The 19,702-nt window shown below is 65.6% G+C and carries 22 protein-coding genes; 19 read left to right on the top strand and 3 right to left on the bottom strand.

Translation table 11 applies throughout. The features are described 5' to 3' along the window. Positions 1-126 precede the first annotated feature (126 nt). The 3 genes from EV292_RS18560 to EV292_RS18550 form a co-directional block, all read right to left on the bottom strand. Positions 127-987 (bottom strand): replication initiator protein A, encoded by an 861-nt coding sequence (locus EV292_RS18560; RefSeq protein ID WP_132910738.1) that lies wholly within the window; start codon positions 985-987, stop codon positions 127-129. Between the two features lie 577 nt (positions 988-1,564). After that, positions 1,565-2,077, bottom strand: a complete 513-nt coding sequence (locus tag EV292_RS18555) for a hypothetical protein (RefSeq protein WP_132910737.1) — start codon at positions 2,075-2,077, stop codon at positions 1,565-1,567. Positions 2,078-2,158: 81 nt separating this feature from the next. Beyond that, the gene (locus EV292_RS18550; protein ID WP_132910736.1) at positions 2,159-2,629 is read right to left on the bottom strand and encodes a hypothetical protein; all 471 of its coding nucleotides are present in this window, start codon (positions 2,627-2,629) and stop codon (positions 2,159-2,161) included. Positions 2,630-2,999: 370 nt separating this feature from the next. Here EV292_RS18550 and EV292_RS18545 point away from each other — a divergent pair, with 370 nt between their 5' ends. The 19 genes from EV292_RS18545 to EV292_RS18455 are packed head-to-tail and all read left to right on the top strand — an operon-like array spanning position 3,000 to position 19,696. Further along, positions 3,000-3,320 (top strand): TrbC/VirB2 family protein, encoded by a 321-nt coding sequence (locus EV292_RS18545; protein WP_132910735.1) that lies wholly within the window; start codon positions 3,000-3,002, stop codon positions 3,318-3,320. A gap of 59 nt (positions 3,321-3,379) precedes the next feature. Continuing rightward, positions 3,380-3,670, top strand: coding sequence for a type IV conjugative transfer system protein TraL (traL, locus tag EV292_RS18540; RefSeq protein ID WP_132910734.1), 291 nt, complete (start codon positions 3,380-3,382; stop codon positions 3,668-3,670). Position 3,671: 1 nt separating this feature from the next. After that, positions 3,672-4,244, top strand: a complete 573-nt coding sequence (locus tag EV292_RS18535) for a type IV conjugative transfer system protein TraE (RefSeq protein ID WP_132910733.1) — start codon at positions 3,672-3,674, stop codon at positions 4,242-4,244. Positions 4,245-4,285: 41 nt separating this feature from the next. Then, positions 4,286-5,059 carry a type-F conjugative transfer system secretin TraK gene (locus EV292_RS18530; RefSeq protein WP_132910774.1) on the top strand — a complete coding sequence of 258 codons (774 nt, stop codon included), beginning with the start codon at positions 4,286-4,288 and terminating at the stop codon, positions 5,057-5,059. Positions 5,060-5,062: 3 nt separating this feature from the next. Further along, complete coding sequence (locus EV292_RS18525; protein WP_132910732.1) at positions 5,063-6,406, top strand: TraB/VirB10 family protein; 1,344 nt, start codon at positions 5,063-5,065, stop codon at positions 6,404-6,406. After that, on the top strand, positions 6,393-7,265 hold the full coding sequence (locus EV292_RS18520) for a DsbC family protein (RefSeq protein ID WP_132910731.1): 873 nt from the start codon (positions 6,393-6,395) through the stop codon (positions 7,263-7,265). Before EV292_RS18525 ends, EV292_RS18520 begins: the two co-directional genes overlap by 14 nt. Further along, positions 7,262-8,302 carry a conjugal transfer protein gene (locus tag EV292_RS18515; protein ID WP_132910730.1) on the top strand — a complete coding sequence of 347 codons (1,041 nt, stop codon included), beginning with the start codon at positions 7,262-7,264 and terminating at the stop codon, positions 8,300-8,302. Before EV292_RS18520 ends, EV292_RS18515 begins: the two co-directional genes overlap by 4 nt. Continuing rightward, complete coding sequence (gene traC, locus EV292_RS18510; RefSeq protein WP_132910729.1) at positions 8,299-10,878, top strand: type IV secretion system protein TraC; 2,580 nt, start codon at positions 8,299-8,301, stop codon at positions 10,876-10,878. The genes EV292_RS18515 and traC overlap by 4 nt, the downstream gene beginning before the upstream one ends. 5 nt (positions 10,879-10,883) lie before the next feature. Further along, on the top strand, positions 10,884-11,243 hold the full coding sequence (locus EV292_RS18505) for a hypothetical protein (RefSeq protein WP_132910728.1): 360 nt from the start codon (positions 10,884-10,886) through the stop codon (positions 11,241-11,243). Then, positions 11,240-11,941: a TrbI F-type domain-containing protein gene (locus tag EV292_RS18500; RefSeq protein ID WP_243693853.1), complete on the top strand. Its 702-nt coding sequence runs from the start codon at positions 11,240-11,242 to the stop codon at positions 11,939-11,941. The genes EV292_RS18505 and EV292_RS18500 overlap by 4 nt, the downstream gene beginning before the upstream one ends. Beyond that, complete coding sequence (locus EV292_RS18495) at positions 11,931-12,479, top strand: S26 family signal peptidase (protein WP_243693852.1); 549 nt, start codon at positions 11,931-11,933, stop codon at positions 12,477-12,479. Before EV292_RS18500 ends, EV292_RS18495 begins: the two co-directional genes overlap by 11 nt. Next, positions 12,476-13,114 carry a type-F conjugative transfer system protein TraW gene (traW, locus tag EV292_RS18490; protein WP_132910726.1) on the top strand — a complete coding sequence of 213 codons (639 nt, stop codon included), beginning with the start codon at positions 12,476-12,478 and terminating at the stop codon, positions 13,112-13,114. The genes EV292_RS18495 and traW overlap by 4 nt, the downstream gene beginning before the upstream one ends. Continuing rightward, on the top strand, positions 13,114-13,392 hold the full coding sequence (locus tag EV292_RS18485) for a hypothetical protein (protein WP_132910725.1): 279 nt from the start codon (positions 13,114-13,116) through the stop codon (positions 13,390-13,392). Before traW ends, EV292_RS18485 begins: the two co-directional genes overlap by 1 nt. Beyond that, positions 13,389-14,405 carry a conjugal transfer pilus assembly protein TraU gene (traU, locus tag EV292_RS18480; protein ID WP_132910724.1) on the top strand — a complete coding sequence of 339 codons (1,017 nt, stop codon included), beginning with the start codon at positions 13,389-13,391 and terminating at the stop codon, positions 14,403-14,405. Before EV292_RS18485 ends, traU begins: the two co-directional genes overlap by 4 nt. A gap of 10 nt (positions 14,406-14,415) precedes the next feature. Continuing rightward, the gene (trbC, locus tag EV292_RS18475) at positions 14,416-15,159 is read left to right on the top strand and encodes a type-F conjugative transfer system pilin assembly protein TrbC (RefSeq protein WP_132910723.1); all 744 of its coding nucleotides are present in this window, start codon (positions 14,416-14,418) and stop codon (positions 15,157-15,159) included. Then, entirely contained in the window at positions 15,160-16,953 is a 1,794-nt protein-coding gene (locus EV292_RS18470) for a conjugal transfer protein TraN (protein WP_132910722.1), read from the top strand. It begins immediately after the preceding gene. 25 nt (positions 16,954-16,978) lie between these two features. Then, a complete protein-coding gene (locus EV292_RS18465; protein WP_132910721.1) occupies positions 16,979-17,338 on the top strand; it encodes a hypothetical protein in 360 nt (119 codons plus the stop codon). Further along, complete coding sequence (locus EV292_RS18460) at positions 17,319-18,227, top strand: conjugal transfer protein TraF (protein WP_243693851.1); 909 nt, start codon at positions 17,319-17,321, stop codon at positions 18,225-18,227. Before EV292_RS18465 ends, EV292_RS18460 begins: the two co-directional genes overlap by 20 nt. Next, positions 18,227-19,696 (top strand): conjugal transfer protein TraH, encoded by a 1,470-nt coding sequence (locus EV292_RS18455; protein WP_207913479.1) that lies wholly within the window; start codon positions 18,227-18,229, stop codon positions 19,694-19,696. The genes EV292_RS18460 and EV292_RS18455 overlap by 1 nt, the downstream gene beginning before the upstream one ends. The last annotated feature ends 6 nt before the right edge of the window (positions 19,697-19,702 follow it).

Raw genomic sequence — 19,702 nt, 5'->3', positions numbered from 1 at the left:
TAATATTCGTGCTTTCGGCGACACGAGGCCCGTTTGCGGCGCTCGCGATGCTTATCTCTTCGTGCTTTCAGCTACACAAAGCGTCCCGCGCGATCTTTGCCGTTCGCGTCCGCGAATCAGCGAGGATCAAGAGCTGAGGCGTTTGCTCATGCCATCCGGAAGGATTTTCACGAGGTACTCACGAATTGTACGGCCCGCTGCAGTCGTCGTCGCTCGTGCCTCGTCTTCCTCAAGCACGAAGCGAAAGCCTGGTATGACATCAGCTTCTATGATCTTTGTCAGGTCGTACTTGAAGTGGCGCAGGCTCGCTTGGTAGCCTAGCTGAAGGCGAAGGTCATCGAGTGCTACCGAAACTGGCCCTTCAACGCACAAAGACCTCGATACCTCGTATAACCGTCGCTCGACCGGACCGAGCTCAAAGTAACTTGGTGCATATTCCAAGACATGGCGGTCGACCATGATGGCGCGGTACAACCAGTCGCACAGGCGCACCTTGATCGACTTGAGCCGTTTTTCGCCAGTTGGCGTCTTTGTGTATTGGAGACTCGCCGCCTCCAGCCAGGAGAAGAAGCCCTCTTCCCCTGAGCCGCCCGCTTCGATGTTGGTCTTTATCTGCGTACCCTGTAACCGCTCTAGCGCGTCGGAGAGTCTACTATACGAGCGCGACGAGCTATTGATGCCTGTAACCCTGAAGAGATCATTGGCTGTAAATTGGAAGGTCTGGCCAACTCTCTGCCCTGCGTCGAGCTTGGAGACCATAAGGCTGGCGATATAGAGCAAGATCTCTTTGTCGTAGATGGTCGCGACACCTTTAGGCCCCGGCCCGATCTCTATTGAGACCTCATCTGTTCGATACGCGAGCGGCTTTGTCCAAGCCGCTTTCGTTAAGGCGAAAAATGGGTACGCCATCAGCGACCTCTCTCCCTGGACTCCACCAAGCAGCGGACTATCGAGTGAGAAAAGCTCGCCTTGCTTTTCCTCGGACATATTCAACCTGCTCTCTTGTGGGGCATCTCTCGAGATCCGTGCGATCTCGCAGCCTGATTGTTGGTGAGCCATGACGACGTGTCGTATCCTGAGCTCGTGTCGCCAAAAGCACGAACCCCGTCGGCCTCGTGTCGTTGATAGCACGAAGCGGGGACGCGTTGTGTCGCCGAAAGCACGAGGATTCTGCCCTCGTGTCGCTGAAAGCACGAACGCGCTACGTAGAATCGGGCGAATTTCGGCGCTTTTTTCTGCCGCTGTGGCCGTACGCGCCCCTCGGCTAACCGATCTTCGTGCTTTCGGTGACGCGAGCAGCGCTGGAGCGCCTGTCTCTTCGTGCTTTCGGCGACACGAAGGGGCGTGGTGCGGTTGGGTGTGGGCGCGGGGATCTGGATTACTGCGACGTAAGCCATGCCCCGTTCGTAGCAGGGCGGACGTCCATCCTCAAATCCGTAGCGCGCGCTCAGGCCAGCAATCAGCCAGCCTGCCTTTCTTCGACCCTCTCACCTCTGTGCTCAGGGCCCCGGAAAAGTGAGCGGCCACCGAGCAATGCTGGGTGGCCATACCGGTGCGACCTCTACTAGTCCTCGAAGCCGTCAGTTTTCCGTCGAAGACGGGCTACAGCGGTGTACCGATCACCTAGCAATCGAACCACCAAGCCTCTAGCTGCTGTACCGTGTTCTCTGCGTACATCGTTTAGATCAAGGCCATCCACCGCCCGAATGACAGTAATAACCTCCTGTGGCAGCCCATTATTCATTTCACACAGCATGGCCGCCACACGGATCACCTCATCGAAGGTGATGTCACTCACTGACGCGAGCACCTCTCGTGCGTAGAATGCCTCGTTCCGATCAATGCCAAGGGCGTCTAAGACAAGCTTCATCTCAGGCACACGGAGCGGGATGCGTTTATCTATGTCCCGGTGGAGCCCCTCATGAAGGCGAGACTTCTTAAGCCCGGTGCTTACTGCAAGGTTGCGGACGCTAACACCTGCGATCTTCATCCGCTCGATTACGTAGTCTTCTAACTCAAACGACTTCTTTACTTCCTGCGTGGCCCCTCCCGCAGGCATCCGTGTCGGATCCCCCATCGCCCATCTCCCGGCTGGTACAGCGTTGCTAACCTTTCGCGTTTCGGGATGGCAACCCTGCCGTTAACGGCATCTTAGAAATTACGTCCGCTCCGGAGGAAAGGGTATGACGTTCGTGTTTTTTCGCTTTAGGCATACACGATATGCGTCTGCTTCGGAAGCAGTAAGGCCCAGCTTCGTCAGCAACTCCGTTGCGTTCCGCTCGATGACCAAGTCGAACATGACTAGAGATAACGCGTCCTTCAGAACAAGCGTTTGCCCGAGTGCCTCAGCCAGTACCTCTGCCGCCTTCTCAAGCGAGTTGGCACTTGTTTCCAGTATCGTCACGTTCAATAGGATGTCACCTTCGCTGGGTATGATGCGAAGATGCTCACGCATATCCTCAGCGTCGTAACTTTCCGACAGGTCGTTAGCTCTTTCCGCTCGGCTATTTATAACCTCACCGAACGAGCAGAACTCAAGAACCTTATTGGAATGAAGCCTGACGCTCTCGGTGCTCAGCCGAAAGAAATACTCTGATACCGAAAATCGAAGCGCCTTCTCCGCCGTCACGATCGAGAACCTTTATTTAGCGAGCTAGAGGTTCATGCTTTTCTTCCACCGCGCGCCTCTAACTGCAAGGCCGTAAGCGCCTCTAGGCCTCCGATTCGGGCCTTAGCGAAGACAACCCACTCTGCTGTCCGGCTATTCCGGACAGGTGTCCGGCAGGAGCGGACAGCTGTCCGGCCGGCGTGGACAGGTGTCCGGCCGAATCGGACAACTGCACCTGCAGGCCGGCGCGAGGGCTCAGAAACTGACGAGAACTTAAAAAAAACCTAACGTTCAGGATGGTTCCCCGCGATCGCGGTTGCTGCTCGGAATCATCCTGAGCCAGCCTTCCTTTGGGCGCGCTGAAATGCGCTCAGCCAAAGGAGACTCTGTTATGAAGACCCTGCTCAAGATGGGCCGTCGCGCCGAGACGGCCGCGCTGGCGACCCTCGGCGTCGCGGCCGCCGCGGTCGTGATGGCCTCGCCGGCCTTCGCCGGTGCCGACGGCACGTTCAACACCGCGCTGGATGCCTTCACTGGCTTCCTCGAGGGTTCGGGCGGCAAGATCATCACCGTCCTGTCGCTCGCGGGCGGCGTCGTCGGTCTCGCCTCGGGCCGCTTCTCGCTCGGCCAGGTCGCGATCCCGGTCGGCGTGGGTGTCGGTGCCGGCACCGGCGTTCCGATCGTCACCTCGACGGTCACCGCAACCATCTAATTCGACCCGGGGCCGGCAGAGATAGCAGCTCCGCCGGCCCCGTCACTGAAGGTGGCGTGATGTCAGCCGACAAGTACGTGATCCCATCGCACCTCGACGATCCTGAGCTCATCGGCTTTTGGACGCTGGACGAGTTCCTCGCGATGGTCATCCCCTTCACTTGGGGGATCCTGTCCCAACACATCGTCATCGGGATCGGCTTAGCGATCCTGGGCTGGTGGGGCCTAAGGAGGGCCAAGGCGGGGCGGGCGACTTCGTGGCTGATCCACTTGGCGTACTGGCACCTGCCTGGCGGGTTCCCGTCGCTCAAGGCCACGCCACCTTCCTACCTCCGACTGATGGTGGGCTGACATGGATTTCTCCTACCAGCACGCGCAGAGCCAGCGCGTCCTTCGCCAGCGCAATCTTCTCGGCATGACCGCCCTTTTGCTGGCGGGCGCCGTCGCGCTTCTCCTTCTCATGTCCGCGACGCGCAGCCGCGAGATCGTCCTGCAGCCGGTCCTCGGATCGCCGGTGACCGTCTCCAGCTCCGGCGTGTCGCGCGAGTACCTCGAGCTGGTCACCCGCGACACCGCGGTGCTGACGCTCAACCGGTCGCCCGGCAGCCTCGACTATTGGATGAAGTCGGTCCTCGCGATCGTCTCTCCCAAAGCGCAGGGCGCCATCAAGGCCGACCTCCTCAAGATCGTCAGCGAGCAGCGCGGCTCGAGCATGAGCCAGTTCTTCACGCTCGACGGCATGGAGATCGACGCCAAGCACCTGCAGTCGACCGTCACGGGCAAGCTCAGCACCGTGGTCGGCCAAAAGGTCGTGTCGAGCGAGCCGCGCACCTTTGTCTACGACTGGGAATATTCGGGGATGAGCCTGAAGCTCGTCGGCTTCAGCATGGTCCAGCCCAAGGGCAAGCTTGGAGGCGCGCTGTGACCGCCTCACTCTACGCCTTCGGCAGCGCCGCGCTCGGCACGATGCTCGCCTCGCGCACGATGTGCTGGCTCAGCCGCATCGCCGGCGCTGCGCTCATCGCCGTCGCTGTCTTCGTCTTTGCGGCTCCCGCCTTCGCGGCCGGCGACCAGACGCTGATGGTGGCGGACGGCGCGCAGGTCGCCTGCACCGCCTCGGCCAAGGACCTTACCCGCATCAGCCTCGTCGGCGACGAGTTCGCCGGCGTGTCCAAGATCAACACGGGCAACCCGTCGGACGACTTCTCGGTCGTCAACGAGCCGGTCCGCGGCGACATCTACCTGTCGGTTCCGGAGGGCTTCAACCGCCAAACGCTGTCATTCTTCGGCACCTCCAAGCGCGGCTACGTCTACAAGTTCGCCTGCCGTATCGCTGGCGACCAGGCGGTGCAGGTGTTCCTCTCCAACCCCGCGATCGCCAAGGCGGACGCGGTCGAGGCAGCGCCGACCAAGGTCGCGGCCGCCTCGTCGCCCGAGGATGCAGCGGTGTCGCTGGTGCAAGCGATGTACGCCAACAAGTCGGTCGACGGCTACGAGCTGCGCCAGCGCTCCTTGAAGCCGGTCTACGTCGGCGACCTCAAGGTGCAGATGATCTCGGAGTACCGCGGCGAGGCGCTGACCGGCCGCGTGCTGCGCATCGAGAACAAGGGCACGCAGGAGAAGGTCCTGACCGAGGCGCAGGTCGCGCCCTCAACCGCCCTCGCCGTCTCGATCGCCGAGCCCAAGCTCGCACCGGGTCGGGTCACGACCGCCTACCTCGTCTCGCGGAACGGAAACTAAGCCATGGCCCTCAAGGACATCTTCTCGCGGAGCCGCAAGCCGCTCGACGGCCCGGAAGCCGCTCCCGCCGGTGACGGCGTCTCGCCGATCGCGTCCGAGCTCGACGGCAACACCGAGACCAAGAAGAAGCAGCGCATGCTCCTCGCCGGCGTCGGCGCGGTGGGTCTCGTCGCCTCGTCGTTCTGGATCTTCGGCGGTGACGACGGCGCCAAGAAGGTCGACCCCGACAAGCCCGAGCAGGTGAAGGTCTCGGTCAGTGACATGGCCAACAAGACCCTCTCCGAGCAGGAGTGGATGGCGCTGTCGGAGAACCGCTTCCAGTCGACCGAAAACCAGCTGAAGGCGGTCGACGGCACCAACGCGCGGGTGACCCTGCTCTCGCAGCAGCTCGACGCCATGCGGGCGCAGAACCAGTCGATGTCCGCAGACGGCCAGCGTGTGCTCTCCGCCTACCAGGCCGAGAACGAGCAGCTGCGTCGGCAGGTCAACGAGCGCTCAGCCACTCCGCCCCCGGTCCCGGCCGGTCCCCAGGCGATGTACGGCCCGGGCAGCGCTGCGGTGTACGGCCGCGGCGCGGGTGCGCCGCCTGCCGGTCCGGACCTGTCCGCCCCTCGCCTGAGCGAGGTGAAGATGGTGTCGTTCAGCTCGACCGACCGCGGCACTGCTTCCAAGATCGCCAAGGGCAGCACGGTCTATACCGACAGCCCCAACTACCTGCCCGCGAACAGCTTCGCGACCGCCAAGGTCATCGTCGGTGTTGACGCCGCGGCGGGGGTGAACAGCCAGACCGACCCGCTTCCGGTCGTGCTGCGCATCACCGGCCCGGCGCGCTCGGTGCTGCAGAACGGGAAGCTACTCACCACCAAGATCCAAGGCTGCCTCATCAACGGCGCCGCGCGCGGCGAGCTGTCGAGCGAGAAGGTCTACATCAAGCTGCAGAAGATGACCTGTCCGCAGCCGGGCGGCCGCTACGCCGAGTCAGAGGTGAAGGGCTTCATCGCGTTCGGCGGCAAGACGGGCGTGCGCGGCCGCGTCGTCAGTCGCGAAGGCTCGCTGGTGAGCCAAGCTTTCCTCGCCGGGCTGGTCGGCGGAATCGGGCGGGGCTTTGCCGCCAATACCAACATCGCGCTTCAACCCGGCAACGTCGTGCTCGCCAACGGCAAGCGCCAGCAGCTCGGGCTCGGCGACATCGCGCAGGGCGGTGTCGGCAACGGCATCGGCGAGGCCGGCGACATGGTCTCCAAGTACCTGATCGAGCGCGCCGAGCAGTACCAGCCCGTCATCGAGATGCCGACCGGTGTCGACGTCGAGATCGTCTTCCTGGAGGGTGTGTATGTCCGCAATTGAATACATCGCCTTCTGGCGTCTTCGTCCTCGCTTCATCGCGACCGTCGCGGGTTGCGCGGCTGTCGTCGGCATCGGTGCCGCAGGCGCTGCGGCCGACCTCGGCATCATGTCCCCGTCCAACCAGAAGGTCGCGGCGCTGCTCAAAGCGCGTTTGCCGCGGACTGATGTGTCCAAGGTGGACTGCGGCGTCGTCGACGGCCTCTGTGAGGTCACTGCCGGCAGCAATCTCTTCTACGTCGATCACTCGGGCCGCTACCTCATGATTGGCCGGGTTTACGACATGGAGACGCGTCAGGACCTGACCGCAACCCGTCTCCTCGAGATCAATCCCGACACGCTGATCGGCGGAGCGGCCAAGGCCAACAACGCGGCCAGCAGCGACGAGGCGCCGCTGACGCGCGGCGCGGGCGCGCCGCCCTCGGCACCAGCGGCGCCGCAACACCTCTCGCTCACGAGCCTGCCGGCGACCGGCGCGATCGTGTGGGGCAAGTCGGCCGGCAAGACGGTCACCGTCTTCAGCGACTTCCGCTGCGGCTACTGTCGCGCGCTCTCAAACACGCTGCGCACGATGAACGTCCGCGTGATCGAGCGGCCGATCTCGGTGCTCGGCAGCCGCGACCTCGCCAACCAGGTCTACTGCGCCAAGAATCGTGAGGAGGCGCTGCACCAGGCATACGCCGGCGAGCCGCTGCGCAACACCGGCACGTGCGACACCTCGGGCCTCGATGCCAACGAGAAGTTCGCGCGCGCGCATGGTCTCTCCGGCACGCCCGTCATCGTTCGCTCCGACGGCGCGATGATCGAGGGCTACCGGCCCAAGGAGGCGCTCGCTGCCTTCATCGAGGGAGCACGGTCGTGACGCCTACCAAGCTCGGCGCGCTCGCGCTCATTCTCGCTGGCACCAGCCTTTCCAGCTGCACGACGCTGGGCGGCAACATCAAGGGCAACTTCTCGTGCATCGCGCCGGACGGCATCTGCGCGCCGAGCTCGACCATCGACGATCGCGCGCTGGCGCTGATCGCAGGTGAGGACGGTGACCGCATGATTACGCCGGCCGGTCCATACAGCGCGCCGGCGACGGACGATCGCGGTGGCCAGAGCATTGCGGCCCGCAACGTCGCAGGCGGCTTCCAGTCGGCCGCGGCCACGCCGGCGCGCAGCCAGGAGCGCGTGCTGCGCATCGTCTTCCCCGCGCAGATCGACGCCGCGGGGCGCCTGCGCGAACAGACCGCGATCCATGCCGTAGTCCAGCGCGGCGAGTGGCAGCGCGAGCTTGCCAGCAACGCCGTTGCAACCACGCCGGCCGAGGTCGCAAGTGCGGCAGGTGGCGACACGCTCCTCGCAGCGGTCGACCGCGTGGATCCTCCGATCACCGGCGACGCGGACGCGGGTGTGGATCCCGACATGCCGAGCGCGGCCGCAGTCGCCGCGGCGCGCGTGCCGGCTGACCCGGTCGGTGTCATCAAGGATCAGGTGGCCAACCAGCTCGCCCGCAATCCGCGCCGCACGCCGGTCTCTACCACGCCGGCCTATCGGCAACGTGCGCCGATCACCGTTCCCGCAGCGCCGAGCAGCTCGCGCGCTATTACGCCGCGCCCTGCCCCAACCGCGCCACAGGCGCGCACGGCCACGACCCAGGCGGTCGGCATCCTCACGCCTGCCGTCCCTTCCCCTTCCGCGCCTACCCGCCCGGCGACGGCGCCAACAGCGACGTCGGCCATCACGGTGCCGGTGCACGCCACCCAGGCGGGGCGCACCGCGCTTGCGGCGGTCGGTGCCAGCCCGGCCATCCGCGCCGGTCTCGCGCGCGCCGAGCCCGAGGCGCGTGAGGCGGCCAAGGCGAACGGCGTCATCCCGGTGCTGCGCGCGCCCTCGTTCCCCGGAGTGGATCAATGAGCTTCCTGAGCGGCCTGCTGGCGACGATCCTGGGCGATAGCGCCAAGCCCGAGGGCGGGCGCCCCGACACCGCGGTCCCGCGGTTCGTCCACTGGCTGCCGTACCGTAGCTACGATCCCAAGACGCAGATCTTCTATAACAGCGGCACGCGCGGCTTCGTGCTCGAATGCACGCCGATGATGGGCGCGACCGAGCAGAGCCACGAGATGCTCGCGCAGTTCCTGTCCGAGGGCATCCCGACGCCGGGCGCGCTGCAGGTCCATGGCTGGATGAGCCCGCGCATCAGCGAGCTGCTCTCCAAATGGTATCTGCCGCGCTTCTCCGCGGCTGGCGTCTACGAGCGCATGGCGAAGCACCGCACCGACTATCTGCTCGCCGGAGTGTGGAACTCGCTCTCGACCGCGGCCCCCTTTCACATGCGCAATCATCGCCTCGCGCTCTCCTACTCGACGCCGGAGACCAGCCGCGTCTCCAACGAGGAGATCGTCTCCGTGATGGAGGGGCTCGCCTCGACGCTGGAATCGATCGGCGTTCACTCGCGCCCGATGGATCCCAAGGCGCTTATCACGTGGATCGACGATCTGACCTCGCCAACGACGGCGCCGGGCGACGACATGATCTCCTACAATCCGTTCGATCCGATCGCGGACCAGGCGGTGCGTCACGACCTCGAGATGAAGATCGAGCCGGACCGCATCCTGCTGCGGACCGAGCGCTTCCGTCCGACCGGCAAGACGGTCGATGACGCGCCGGAGATCGGCGAGATCTACCCCGACACGTTCGACGTCCGCTCCTTCTCGGTGCGCAACCTGCCGCAGCGCTGGGCACCGTGGGACATGGCCAAGCTCATCGGCGACATGTTCGCCGACAAGCTGCGCATGCCGTGCCCGGTCTCGACCAACCTGTGCCTCGACTTTCCCGACGCGGAGGCCGAGGGGCAGCGCGCCGGTCGCAAGTTCATGCGCACCACCAGCCTCGCTGACTCCAAGTCGGCGCGCATGCTGCCGCAGCTGAAAGACCAGTCGGCGGAGTGGAAGTTCGTCAAGGACGAGCTGCGCCAGGGTCGCAAGCTCGTGCAGGCGTTCTACTCGGTCACGTCGTTCAGCCCGAAGGGCAAGGGGGACTCCAACGAGCGGACGCTGAAGTCGGTGTACCGCGCCGCAGGCTGGGACCTGCTCGACGATCGCTACCTGCAGATCCAGGGCCTGCTCGCCGCCATGCCGATGACGATGGCCAACGGCCTGTCTTTCGACCTCAAGAACATGAAGCGCATGCGCACGGTGCTGACCACCACCGCCGCCAGCCTCATGCCGATGCAGGGCGAGTATCTGGGCGGCCACCAGCCGCACCTCATGCTGGTCGGTCGGCGCGGGCAGCCCTTCTTCTGGTCGCCGTTCGAGAACAGCGCGGGCAACCACAATGTCGCGGTGTGCGGCAAGTCGGGCTCGGGCAAGTCGGTCGCGCTGCAGGAGCTGTGCGCCTCGATGGTCGGTGCCGGCGCCAAGGTCGTCGTGATCGACGATGGCCGCTCGTTCGAGCATTCCGCCAAGCTGCAGGGCGGTGCCTTTGTCGAGTTCACGATGGCGTCGGGCTTCTGCATCAACCCCTTCGCCATGATCGATCCGACGTTGGCGGGGCAGGACGAGGACTACCTCATGGACTGCTTCGCGATGCTGAAAAGCATCGTGAACCAGATGGCGCGCCACATCGACAAGCTCAACGACACCGAGCGCGGGCTGATCGACGGCGCGATCAACAAGGTATGGGCCGAGAAAGGGCGTGGCGGCTGCATCGACGACGTGATCGCCGCGCTCGAGGAAACCGGCAATCCGGTCGCGGCTGATCTCGGCATCGCCATGCGGCCGTTCTCGAGTGCCGGCACCTATGGCCGGTTCTTCACCGGCGACGTGTCGTTCGAGCTCAAGGCCAACCTCACCGTCTTCGAGCTGTCGGACCTGTCCTCGCGCGAGGAGCTGCGCTCGGTCGCGCTGACCGCGATCATGTTCATGGCAAGCCAGGCGATGCGCCGCGAGGATCGCTCGGTGCCCAAGGCGCTGCTCCTCGACGAGGCATGGCAGATGCTCAAGGGCGGCTCCATGGCCGACTTCATCGAGGCCTATGCGCGCACCTGCCGCAAGTACGGTGCGTCGCTCGTCACCGCTACGCAGAGCATCAACGACTATTACAAGTCGGACGGCTCCAAGGCGGCGCTCGAGAACAGCGACTGGTTCGTCGTGCTGCAGCAGAAGGCCGAGACCATTGCGGACTTCAAGAAGCACGACCGCTTCGAGATGGACGATTACACCGACGCGCTCATGCGCTCGCTGAAGCGCAACGGCGTCGAATATTCCGACGTCCTCATCAAGGGGCCGGAGTCGATGGCGGTCGGCCGCCTCGTGCTCGATCCTTATTCGGCGACCGTCTTTTCGTCCTCGCCGCGCACCTTCGCAGCCATCCATGACCTGCTCGGCCACGGCCTGACGATGGAAGAGGCGATCGAGCGCGTCGCCTATCCCGACAACCCCGAGAAGTGGAGCGACGTCGCCGACGACCAGCTCCCGATTGCCGCGGAGTGACCCTCATGGCAACGCATCCCGATCGCATCGTGCCGCTCTCGCCGCCCCGGCCGGCCGCGCGCACCGATGCCGGCTTCCTGCTCTACTTCGGCCTGCACATGACGGGCTTCCTCGCCACCACGCTGCTGATGACCTGGGGCGTGTTCGTCCTCTTCTTCCTCGTGCTGGGCGGCTTCTCGCTCGATGGCATGATGAACCACCTCGAGAACATGACCAGCCGCTACCTCGCGGCAGGCCCCGCGCGCGTCGACCAGTTCAAGATCACCGTCGGCATCGTCCACATGATCGTGTCGGGCGCGCTCATCTTCTTCCGCCGTCACGCCATCCTCCCGGGTGACCCGGCCGCCAAGGAGCCGCGCGCATGACCGACAACAACGAGATGGGCGCGCCTGTCGCGCCCCAGCCTGCCACCGCGGCCCCCGCCCCCGCTCCCGCCTCCGCCACGATCGCGCCCGCGCGTCGCCGTGCCGTCTTCGCCGGCTACACCGCGCAGCAGCTGCTCCTCGGTGCGGCCCTCCTCGTCGCGCTGGTTTGGGCGATGTGGATCACCAAGGCGGTGACCGCGGAGAAGCCGCAGCACATCGTCAAGGCGGATCTCTCCAAGATCGTCGGCGAGTACGTCCAGGCGCAGGCGCGCAGTGCAACCCCGCCCGAGCAGGTCCAGGCGCAGATGCGCACCTTCATGGCGACGCTCGACGGCGAGCTGCAGCGCCGCGGCGCGGCGGGCCAGGTGGTGCTCGTCGGTGAGGCGGTGCTCTCCAAGAGCGTGCCCGACATCACTGCCGAGGTCGCCAAGGCGGTCTATGCCGCGGGCGTCAAGGTGCCGCAGGCGGCATCGCCCGCGCAGATGGGCGCGATGATGCGCGGACAGGCACCGGTTGCGCAGGTCGCGCCAGCCGCAGCCCCCTCCCCGGTCGAGCTCGCGCAGACGCCGACCGATGTTCCGGCGGGCTCACCGTTCGGGCCAATGCCCTCTACGGACGCGGGCGTTCCTGCGCCTGCCCCCGACATGGCGGCTCAGGGCGCCAGCGTCTCGACCTTCGGTGGTCCCGGTGGCCAGTAAGGCCGCCGCCCTCCCGGCGCCGGTCGCCGGCGAGCGCTTTCGCCCGCGCAAGCGGCTGTGGGCGGCGCTCGGGCTCTTCACGGCAGGCGGGCTGTCGCTCAATGCGCTGGCGAGCTGGCGCGAGAACCACGCGCTGCTCATCAACTCCTCGCAATCGCTGCCCAACTGGGCCTTCGTAATCCACAAGACCGCGACGCCAGCGCGGGGCGAGTACGTGTTCTTCGTGCCGCCGAAGGCGCCGCTGGTGGTGCGTCACTTCGGCGCCAAGAAGCAGATGTTCGGCAAGATTGTCTACGGCATGCCCGGGGACGTGGTCCGGCATCGCGGTGCCGACGTCATCGTCGCGGGCAAGCTCGTCGCGCGCATGAAGCCCGTCAGCAAGTTCGGCGAGCGTCTCGTGCCCGGGCCAACCGGCGTGATCCCCCGCGGCTGCTACTTCGTCGGCAGTCCGCACAAGGACGGCTTCGATAGCCGCTACGCCGCGATCGGTTACGCCTGCACCGCCGCGATCGTCGGCGTCGGAAAGCCGATCCTGTGAAGCGCGCGCTCGAGTCCGTCGCGTGTCTGGCGCTGCTCTCGATATCGCTGACCTCGGCGACCCGCGCGCGCGATCACGGCGTGGTCGGCCAGGTCTTCCCGATCGTAGAGCCAGACCTGCTGGCGACGATCGAGGCCAAGCTGCAGCGGCTGCAGTCGGACGGCGAGATCGACCGCATGAACGCTGCCTTCGCCAAGCGGACCGAGGCGCGCGTTCGCCGCCCCAAGCCGGTCGCTGGCATCACGCCGGCGTCGGAAGCGCGCACCTGGGCCTATGACCCCACGATCACGATCGAGCGCGACGTGCAGGACCAAAAGGGCAATTACATCGCGCGCCGCGGGCAGACAGTGAACCCGCTGGACTTCGCCGCGGTAAGCCAAGCGCTCGTCTTCGTCGACGGCGACAACGACGCCGAGATGTCGTGGGCGACGACGACCTACAGCGACCTCAAGGCCAAGATCATCCTCGTGAGCGGCTCGCCGATCGATGAGATGACCCAGCGCCAGCGCCGCTTCTACTTCGACCAGGAAGGCCGGCTGACCGGCAAGCTCGGCATCCGCCACACCCCCGCGGTCGCCGTCCAGGACGGCCGGGTCATGAAGCTCTCCGAGATCAAGCTGAAAGGGAACAGCTGATGCCGCTCTGGCTCGACATGATGAAGACGCCGATGGCCGCGCCGGAAACGGACGAGCTGCGCGGCATGCGCCGCACCTTCCAGGTGCTCTGCGTGGCCTCGGCGCTCGGCGTGCTGTCGATCAGCACCCTGGTGCAGCTGTTCGGTCGGCCTGCCTCGTTCATGGTGGCCGCCCTCCTCGCCGTGACTGCGCTTCACACGACACTCTACGTGTTCCGGAAGAACCGTGCCGACAACGCCTACCTCGACGCCGCCACCTCGTCGGAGGAGGTCGCGTGAAGGCGTTGCGCCTCCTCACCCTCGCGCTCTTCGCCTTCGCCCTGTCGGCGGTGCTGAGCCCGCGCGCGGAGGCGCAGTCGAAGTGTACCGGCAAGTTCGTCAACCCGATCACGGACGTCTGCTGGTCCTGCCTCTTTCCGCTCTCGGTAGGCGGGCTGAAGATCTGGCCGAGCAACCGGCCTGACACCGACAACCCCAACCTGCCGGTCTGCGCCTGCGGCTCGCCTGTGCCGCGGATCGGCATCGCGGCGGGCTTCTGGGAGCCTGTGCGTCTAGCCGACGTTTCGACGAAGCCGTGGTGCTTCGTGAACCTGGGCGGCACCAAGATCTCGCCGGGTTTCGACATCGGCCAAGGCCAGCTCTCCGGCCCGTCGCAGAAGGGCGGCAATGGGCAGAACACGTCCAAGTGGCACGTCCACTGGTACGTCTACCCCCTGCTCTACTGGATGGAGATCCTCGCCGATTTCGCGTGCTTCGAGCAGTCGTCGTTCGACATCGCCTACATGACGGAGGTCGACCCGCTCTGGCAGGATGACTCGCTCACCGCCCTCATCAATCCGGAAGCCGTGCTCTTCTCCTCGCCGATCGCGCAGGCCGCGTGCGCGGGCGACTGCATCGCCGCAACCGCCAAGCTGCCGCTCGATGCGACCTTCTGGTGCGCTGGCTGCCAGGGGCCGATGTATCCCATCAACGGCAACATCGCCGCCTCGGTCGGTCACGTGCAGGCGTCGCGCCTTGCGCTTGCTCGCTTCGCCTTCAAGATCCACCGCGAGGGCCTCGCCTGGGGCACGATGGGCTCCAAGGGCCTGTGCAACAAGTACCCGATGCCGGTGCTGAAGAAGCAGCAATACCGCGTCCAGATGACCAACCCGATCCCGACCGTCAGCGGCAAGGCGGCGTGCTCGCCGCTCGGCGCGTCGACGATGCCGCCGCAGGCTGGCCGTGCCTTCCCCGTGAAGGGTGAGGACATGGGCTATCTCGTCTGGCGCAAGCGCAACTGCTGCGTACTGTGAGGAGACCCTGATGCGCCGCTTCCTCCTTGTCGCTGCCGGGATCGCCGGGCTCGCCGGCATCCAGGCCATCGGTCAGACAGTCGACGGGCTCGACCTCGAGGCGATCAAGCGCCGCTCGGCCGCCATGCAGGGCGACGCCGAAACCTTCGCCGAGCAGGTCCGCAACCGCGGCGACGCCTTCCGCCAGGAAGCGGTCGCGGTGCAGGACAAGGCGACCGGCAACCTCACCGAGCTGGCCAAGGCCGACCTGCCGATGAACGGTGACGGTGCGTTCGACTTCGACGAGATCATCAAGGGCGCAAGCCAGAACGTGTCGTCGACCGGCCGCGGTGACGCGCCGCAGTTCATCGCCTTCGCCAGCCTGTCGATGCCGGCGCCGGCGCTGCGCCAGCTCATCGCCGACACCGCCAAGGCGGGCGGCGTGGTCGTGTTTCGCGGCTTCCCGAACAATTCGATGAAGGCGTTCAGCGACGCGCTGAGCAAGGTCGTGACCGAGAAGGATCAGCTCTCCAACGTCGGCATCGACCCGCGCCTGTTCCGCGCCTTCGACGTGCAGGCGGTGCCGACCTATGTCGCGGTCTCCTCCGACTTCGACCTGTGCTCCGGCCTCAACTGCCGCACCGCCGTTCCGGCGTTCGATCGCATCACCGGCAACGTGTCGGTGCGCTATGTGCTCGACACCTTCGTTGACGGGCGTGGACCTGGCGCTGGCGTCGCATCCGTGGCGCTGCGCAACATGGGCAAGGGCGCGTAGGTGAAGCGCCTCGCCGCCTCGCTTTTCCTCGCCGTCATTGCGGGCGGCGCCAGCGGCGTCATCGCGCAGACGACGATCGAGCAGGCGCGCCAGGAAGGCAACGCCATGGGCAAGGCGATGCGCGCGGACGAGAGCCTGGGACCCAGCGACGCCAAGCTGCAGGAGCTGCCCGGCTACGGCGGCACGGACCTGCCCGAGAAGGTCTATTTCGACGATCCCGACAAGCTGACGACGGACGGCAAAGGCGCCGCGCCGACCAGCGACGCCTATGGCACCGTCGTCGACACGGCCGGCACCCGCCCAAGCTTCAGCAACTCGGAGATTCTCGCCGCCACCTCGCGCGGCACCGCAATCGAGAAGGACCCCGAGACCTATCTCGGCGGGCAGAACATCGGCGGCACGACCGGCACCTGCACCGCTCTCCCGCCCTCGGTTGGGTCGAAGGGCTATTACGAGGCGACCTGCAACAAGGGCTCCAAGGTCACCCAGGCCAACGAGACCTGCCGCGGCACCATGGTGCCGAACGTCGTCAATACCTCGCGGTGGTTCTACTACGGCGCGCCGGACAAGAACGAGGGCAACGGCTTTGCTCGAAATACGGTGATGCAGGCCAAGGTCGCGGCCGGCATCTGCCGCGCCGAGCCGGTGTCCAAGCACGTCTGCGATGCCCAAATCGAGATGGGCGCCGGTGGCACGAACATCGAGGACTACCGCAAATTCTGTAAGAGCAAGGTCAGCGGCACCGCGCAGCTATACTCCTGCTCGACTGAGATCCCGCAGGCCGAGATCCCGGCACATTTCAACTTCAAGACCAACACCGTCTTCCTGAAGAAGGAAGGCGAAACGAGCGTCACCGTGACGCGCAACGAGGGCACCTGCCCCGCGCTCGCCGCGGACGCGAGCTGCACGCCGCAGGCTGCCGAGGTCTGCACCGAAGGTCCAGAGACGCGCACGATCGAGGGCGTGGCGGTAACGCAGAGCTGCTGGGCCTGGTCGCGGACGTTCACCTGCCAGCGGCTCCAGCCAGCGAGCGACTGCAGCGCGCTCGACGACAACAAGCAGTGCACGTTCCTGCGCGACGAGTGCCTCGACGATCCGAGAGACGGCGCCTGCAAGGTGTCGCAGCGCGTCTACAGCTGCCCGCTGCCTGACGATCCTGCGGCGACCGACAAGCAGTATGTCTGCGGCAACGACGTCTACTGCATCAACGGCGATTGCGAGCAGATCGAGCGTGAGGCCTCGACCGAGTTCAAGGACGCGCTGGTGGCGCTCCACGCGATCGGCGATGCGGGCAAGCAGTTCGATCCCGACAAGCTCACGGTCTTCTCGGGCGAGCGTAACACCTGCAACAAGAAGATCTTCGGTGCGTCGAATTGCTGCTCGGGCAAGGGCGTGCCGCTGTTGACGCCGTGGCTGTGCAGCTCGGCCGAGAAGCAGCTCGACGAGAAGGACGACAAGGGGCTCTGCCATAAGGTCGGATCCTACTGCTCGGACAAGATCCTCGGCGTCTGCGTGACGTCGAAGGACGCCTACTGCTGCTTCGGCAGCAAGCTTTCCCGGATCCTGCAGGAACAAGGTCGCCTGCAGATCAACAAGCCATGGGGCAAACCCAAGGACGAAACCTGCAAGGGCTTCACGATCGAGGAGTTTCAGCGCCTCGATCTGTCGAAGATGGATTTCTCCGAGGTCTATGCCGAGTTCATGGACGCAGCGAAGCTGCCGGATGAGGTCAGCGTAATGACCGGCATCCAGCAAAAAATTCAGGGGTATTATGACCTTCACGGGCGCAAATGATGCGGACGGTCCGGGGGGGCCGTGCATGATCGACATGTCGGTGCTCGATCTGGCGGTGTTCCTTCGTATTCATCGCTCGAGCCGCGGCACCTCCGCGGGCGAGGTCGCGCAGACGGTTAGCCACTGGTTTCAGTGCGACGTCGACCCGCGCGAGGTCGAGCGCTCCTTCCCGCGCATGGTCGATGCCGGCTGGCTGGTTCGCCGCCCGACAGGCATGCGCGCCACGATCAAGGGCCGCAAGCACGGCCGCAGCCACCTGCGCGGTATCGTCCGCATGCTCGATCAGGGCACCAAGATGCTCGACGTCGCGCGGATGATGTCGGTCCTTCAACTCGCAATGATTGAGCTCGACGGGGAGCATGACGATGACGACGATCAGGGATAACCGCCGCGGCCGCTTCGCCGCCACGCTCCTCATGCTGCTCGCCGCGGCCGCGCCGATCGCGGCGCCGGCGCAGTCGCTCGATCTGCAGTCGGCCGCGATGTCGGACGCGGGCGAGGACGCCTCGGCCGAGGACCAGACGCTGCCCGACGTCGTCGAAGCTAGAGCGGACGGTCCCGTGCAGGGCGACGACTTCTACTGCGGCCAGCGCCGGCTCGGGCAGTGGTTCTATTGCGAGCGCCCCAAGGCGCCGCCCAAGACGCCGCAGGCCGCGCAGCAGGCGCAGGCTTCGGCCACCGATCGCATGAAGGCCATCACGCGGCAGCTGAACGAGCTGAAGAACAAGGCCATCCTCGAGCCGACCGAGGCCAACGTGATCGCCTACGTCCGCTACCAGCGCGAGCAGCTCGACCGCGCCTCAGTGTTCTCCGACACCTGGCAGCGCGCGCTCTGGCAGAACCCCGACATCGACTACACGTTGCAGCGGCCGGTCTCGACGGTCGGTAAGCGCGCGTGGACCGACAACCGCAGCGCCACCCGCGACCAGGCGCTGGCGCGCATCGGCCAGCGCTACGGCATGTTCTATTTCTTCGCGCAGAGCTGCGCGGCCTGTGAGGTGTTCTCGCCCATCCTGCGCTCGGTCGCCGACAGTCACCGCATGACGGTGATGGCAGTCTCGACCGACGGCGGGCCGAGCCGCTCCTTCCCCAATTACGTCGTCGACAGCGGTCAGCGCGAGCGGATGGGCGTGCCGCTCGCGACGCCGGCGCTGGTGCTCTTCGACACCGTCACCCGCAAGACCGTCCCCATCGGCTTCGGCGTCATGTCAGCCGATGAGATCATGGAGCGCATCTTCATGCTCACCAACACCAAGCCGGGTGAGGACTTCTGATGCCCGCCCCCTCCCCTCGCCCTTCCCCCTTCCGCGTTCTCTTGCGGCGCACCGCCGCGGCCGTCGCGGTGCTCGGTGCCGCGAGCATGATCCCGGTCGATATCGCTCGCGCGGACGTGGCGGGGCAGATGAACAGCTTCTTCCAGGATGCGGGTGGTGCGGCCAACGTGACCGGCCCGAGCGCCTACCAGGGGCAGACGGCGGGCTACTACTCGATGGGCAACGTCTGGACGCGCTTCCCGCAGAAGAGCGTGCAGCCCTTCAACCTGCAGATGCCGAGCGTGCGCGCGGGCTGCGGCGGGATCGACATCTTCACCGGTTCCTTCTCCTTCATCAACGGTGCCGAGATGGTCGCCATGCTGAAGGCGACCGCCAACAATGCGCTCGGCTTCGCCTTCCAGCTCGCGATCGACAGCGTGTCGCCGGAGATCGGGAAGGTCATGGACGGCATGGCCAACAAGGCGCAGCAAATGAACCAGATGAACATCTCGTCCTGCGAGGCCGCGCAGGGCCTGGTGGGTGGCCTCTGGCCGAAGATGGCGGGCGCACGCTCGAACGTCTGCGCCGCGATTGGCAACAGCGAGGGCATGTTCTCCGATTGGGCACGGTCGCGGCAGGAGTGCGGCCCCGGCGGCAAGCAGGAAGCGACGATCGACGCCAGCAAGGACCCCAAGATGGCCGAGAACGCGGCCGGCGCGGCGCGCAACTACACCTGGGACGCGATCCAGAAGTCGAATAAGTTCGGCACCTACGATCAGGCCTTCTCGGAGTACCTGATGACGCTCGTCGGTACGATCGTCGTCGATCCGAAGGGCGCGCCGGATGGTGGCCCGATGGTCGGCTTCCACGGCCCCGCCGAAGAGGCGGTCGTCACCGCCCTGCTCGACGGCACCGGCACTGGCGGCACACCGGTTAAGTTCCTGAAGTGCGACGAGCAGCTGAAGTGCCTCAAGGTGACGGAGCAGCAGCTGCAGATCGCCGTCGGCCTGCGGACGAAGATCAAGGGGATGATCGACTCGATCAACTCCAAGATCCGCACGGACAGCGCGCTCGACGTCGCGGAGCAGCAGCTGCTCAACATGACCTCGCTACCGCTCTACAAGATGCTGGCGGTGCAGGCGATGGCGCACCAGAGCTTCAACCCCGGCGAGACCAGCGCGCTCGCCGAGATCGTGGCGATCAACCTGCTGTCGGCGATGATCGACAACATGCTCGATCGGATCAGCCAGTCGTCGGTGCAGGTTCAGTCGGGCGATGTCGATGTGAGCAAGGCGTGGCGTGAGCAGCTCGCCGCTGCGCGCGAGCGCTATGCGCAGCGTGACTTCAAGCTGAAGGACACGCTCAACCAGACAATCTTCCTCATCAACAAATCGGTGATGCTCGAGTCGACGCTGCAGAACAGCATGTCGCCGGCTATGGCAGCGTCGCTCAACTTCTCGCGCGGTCTGAGCGCGCAGGGCCTCAACTAAGGACAG

This window comes from Sphingomonas sp. BK235 (assembly GCF_004345855.1).
Classification (GTDB): domain Bacteria; phylum Pseudomonadota; class Alphaproteobacteria; order Sphingomonadales; family Sphingomonadaceae; genus Sphingomonas.
Note: the sequence above shows the minus strand (reverse complement) of the source record. Positions and strands in the feature narration are given on the sequence as shown.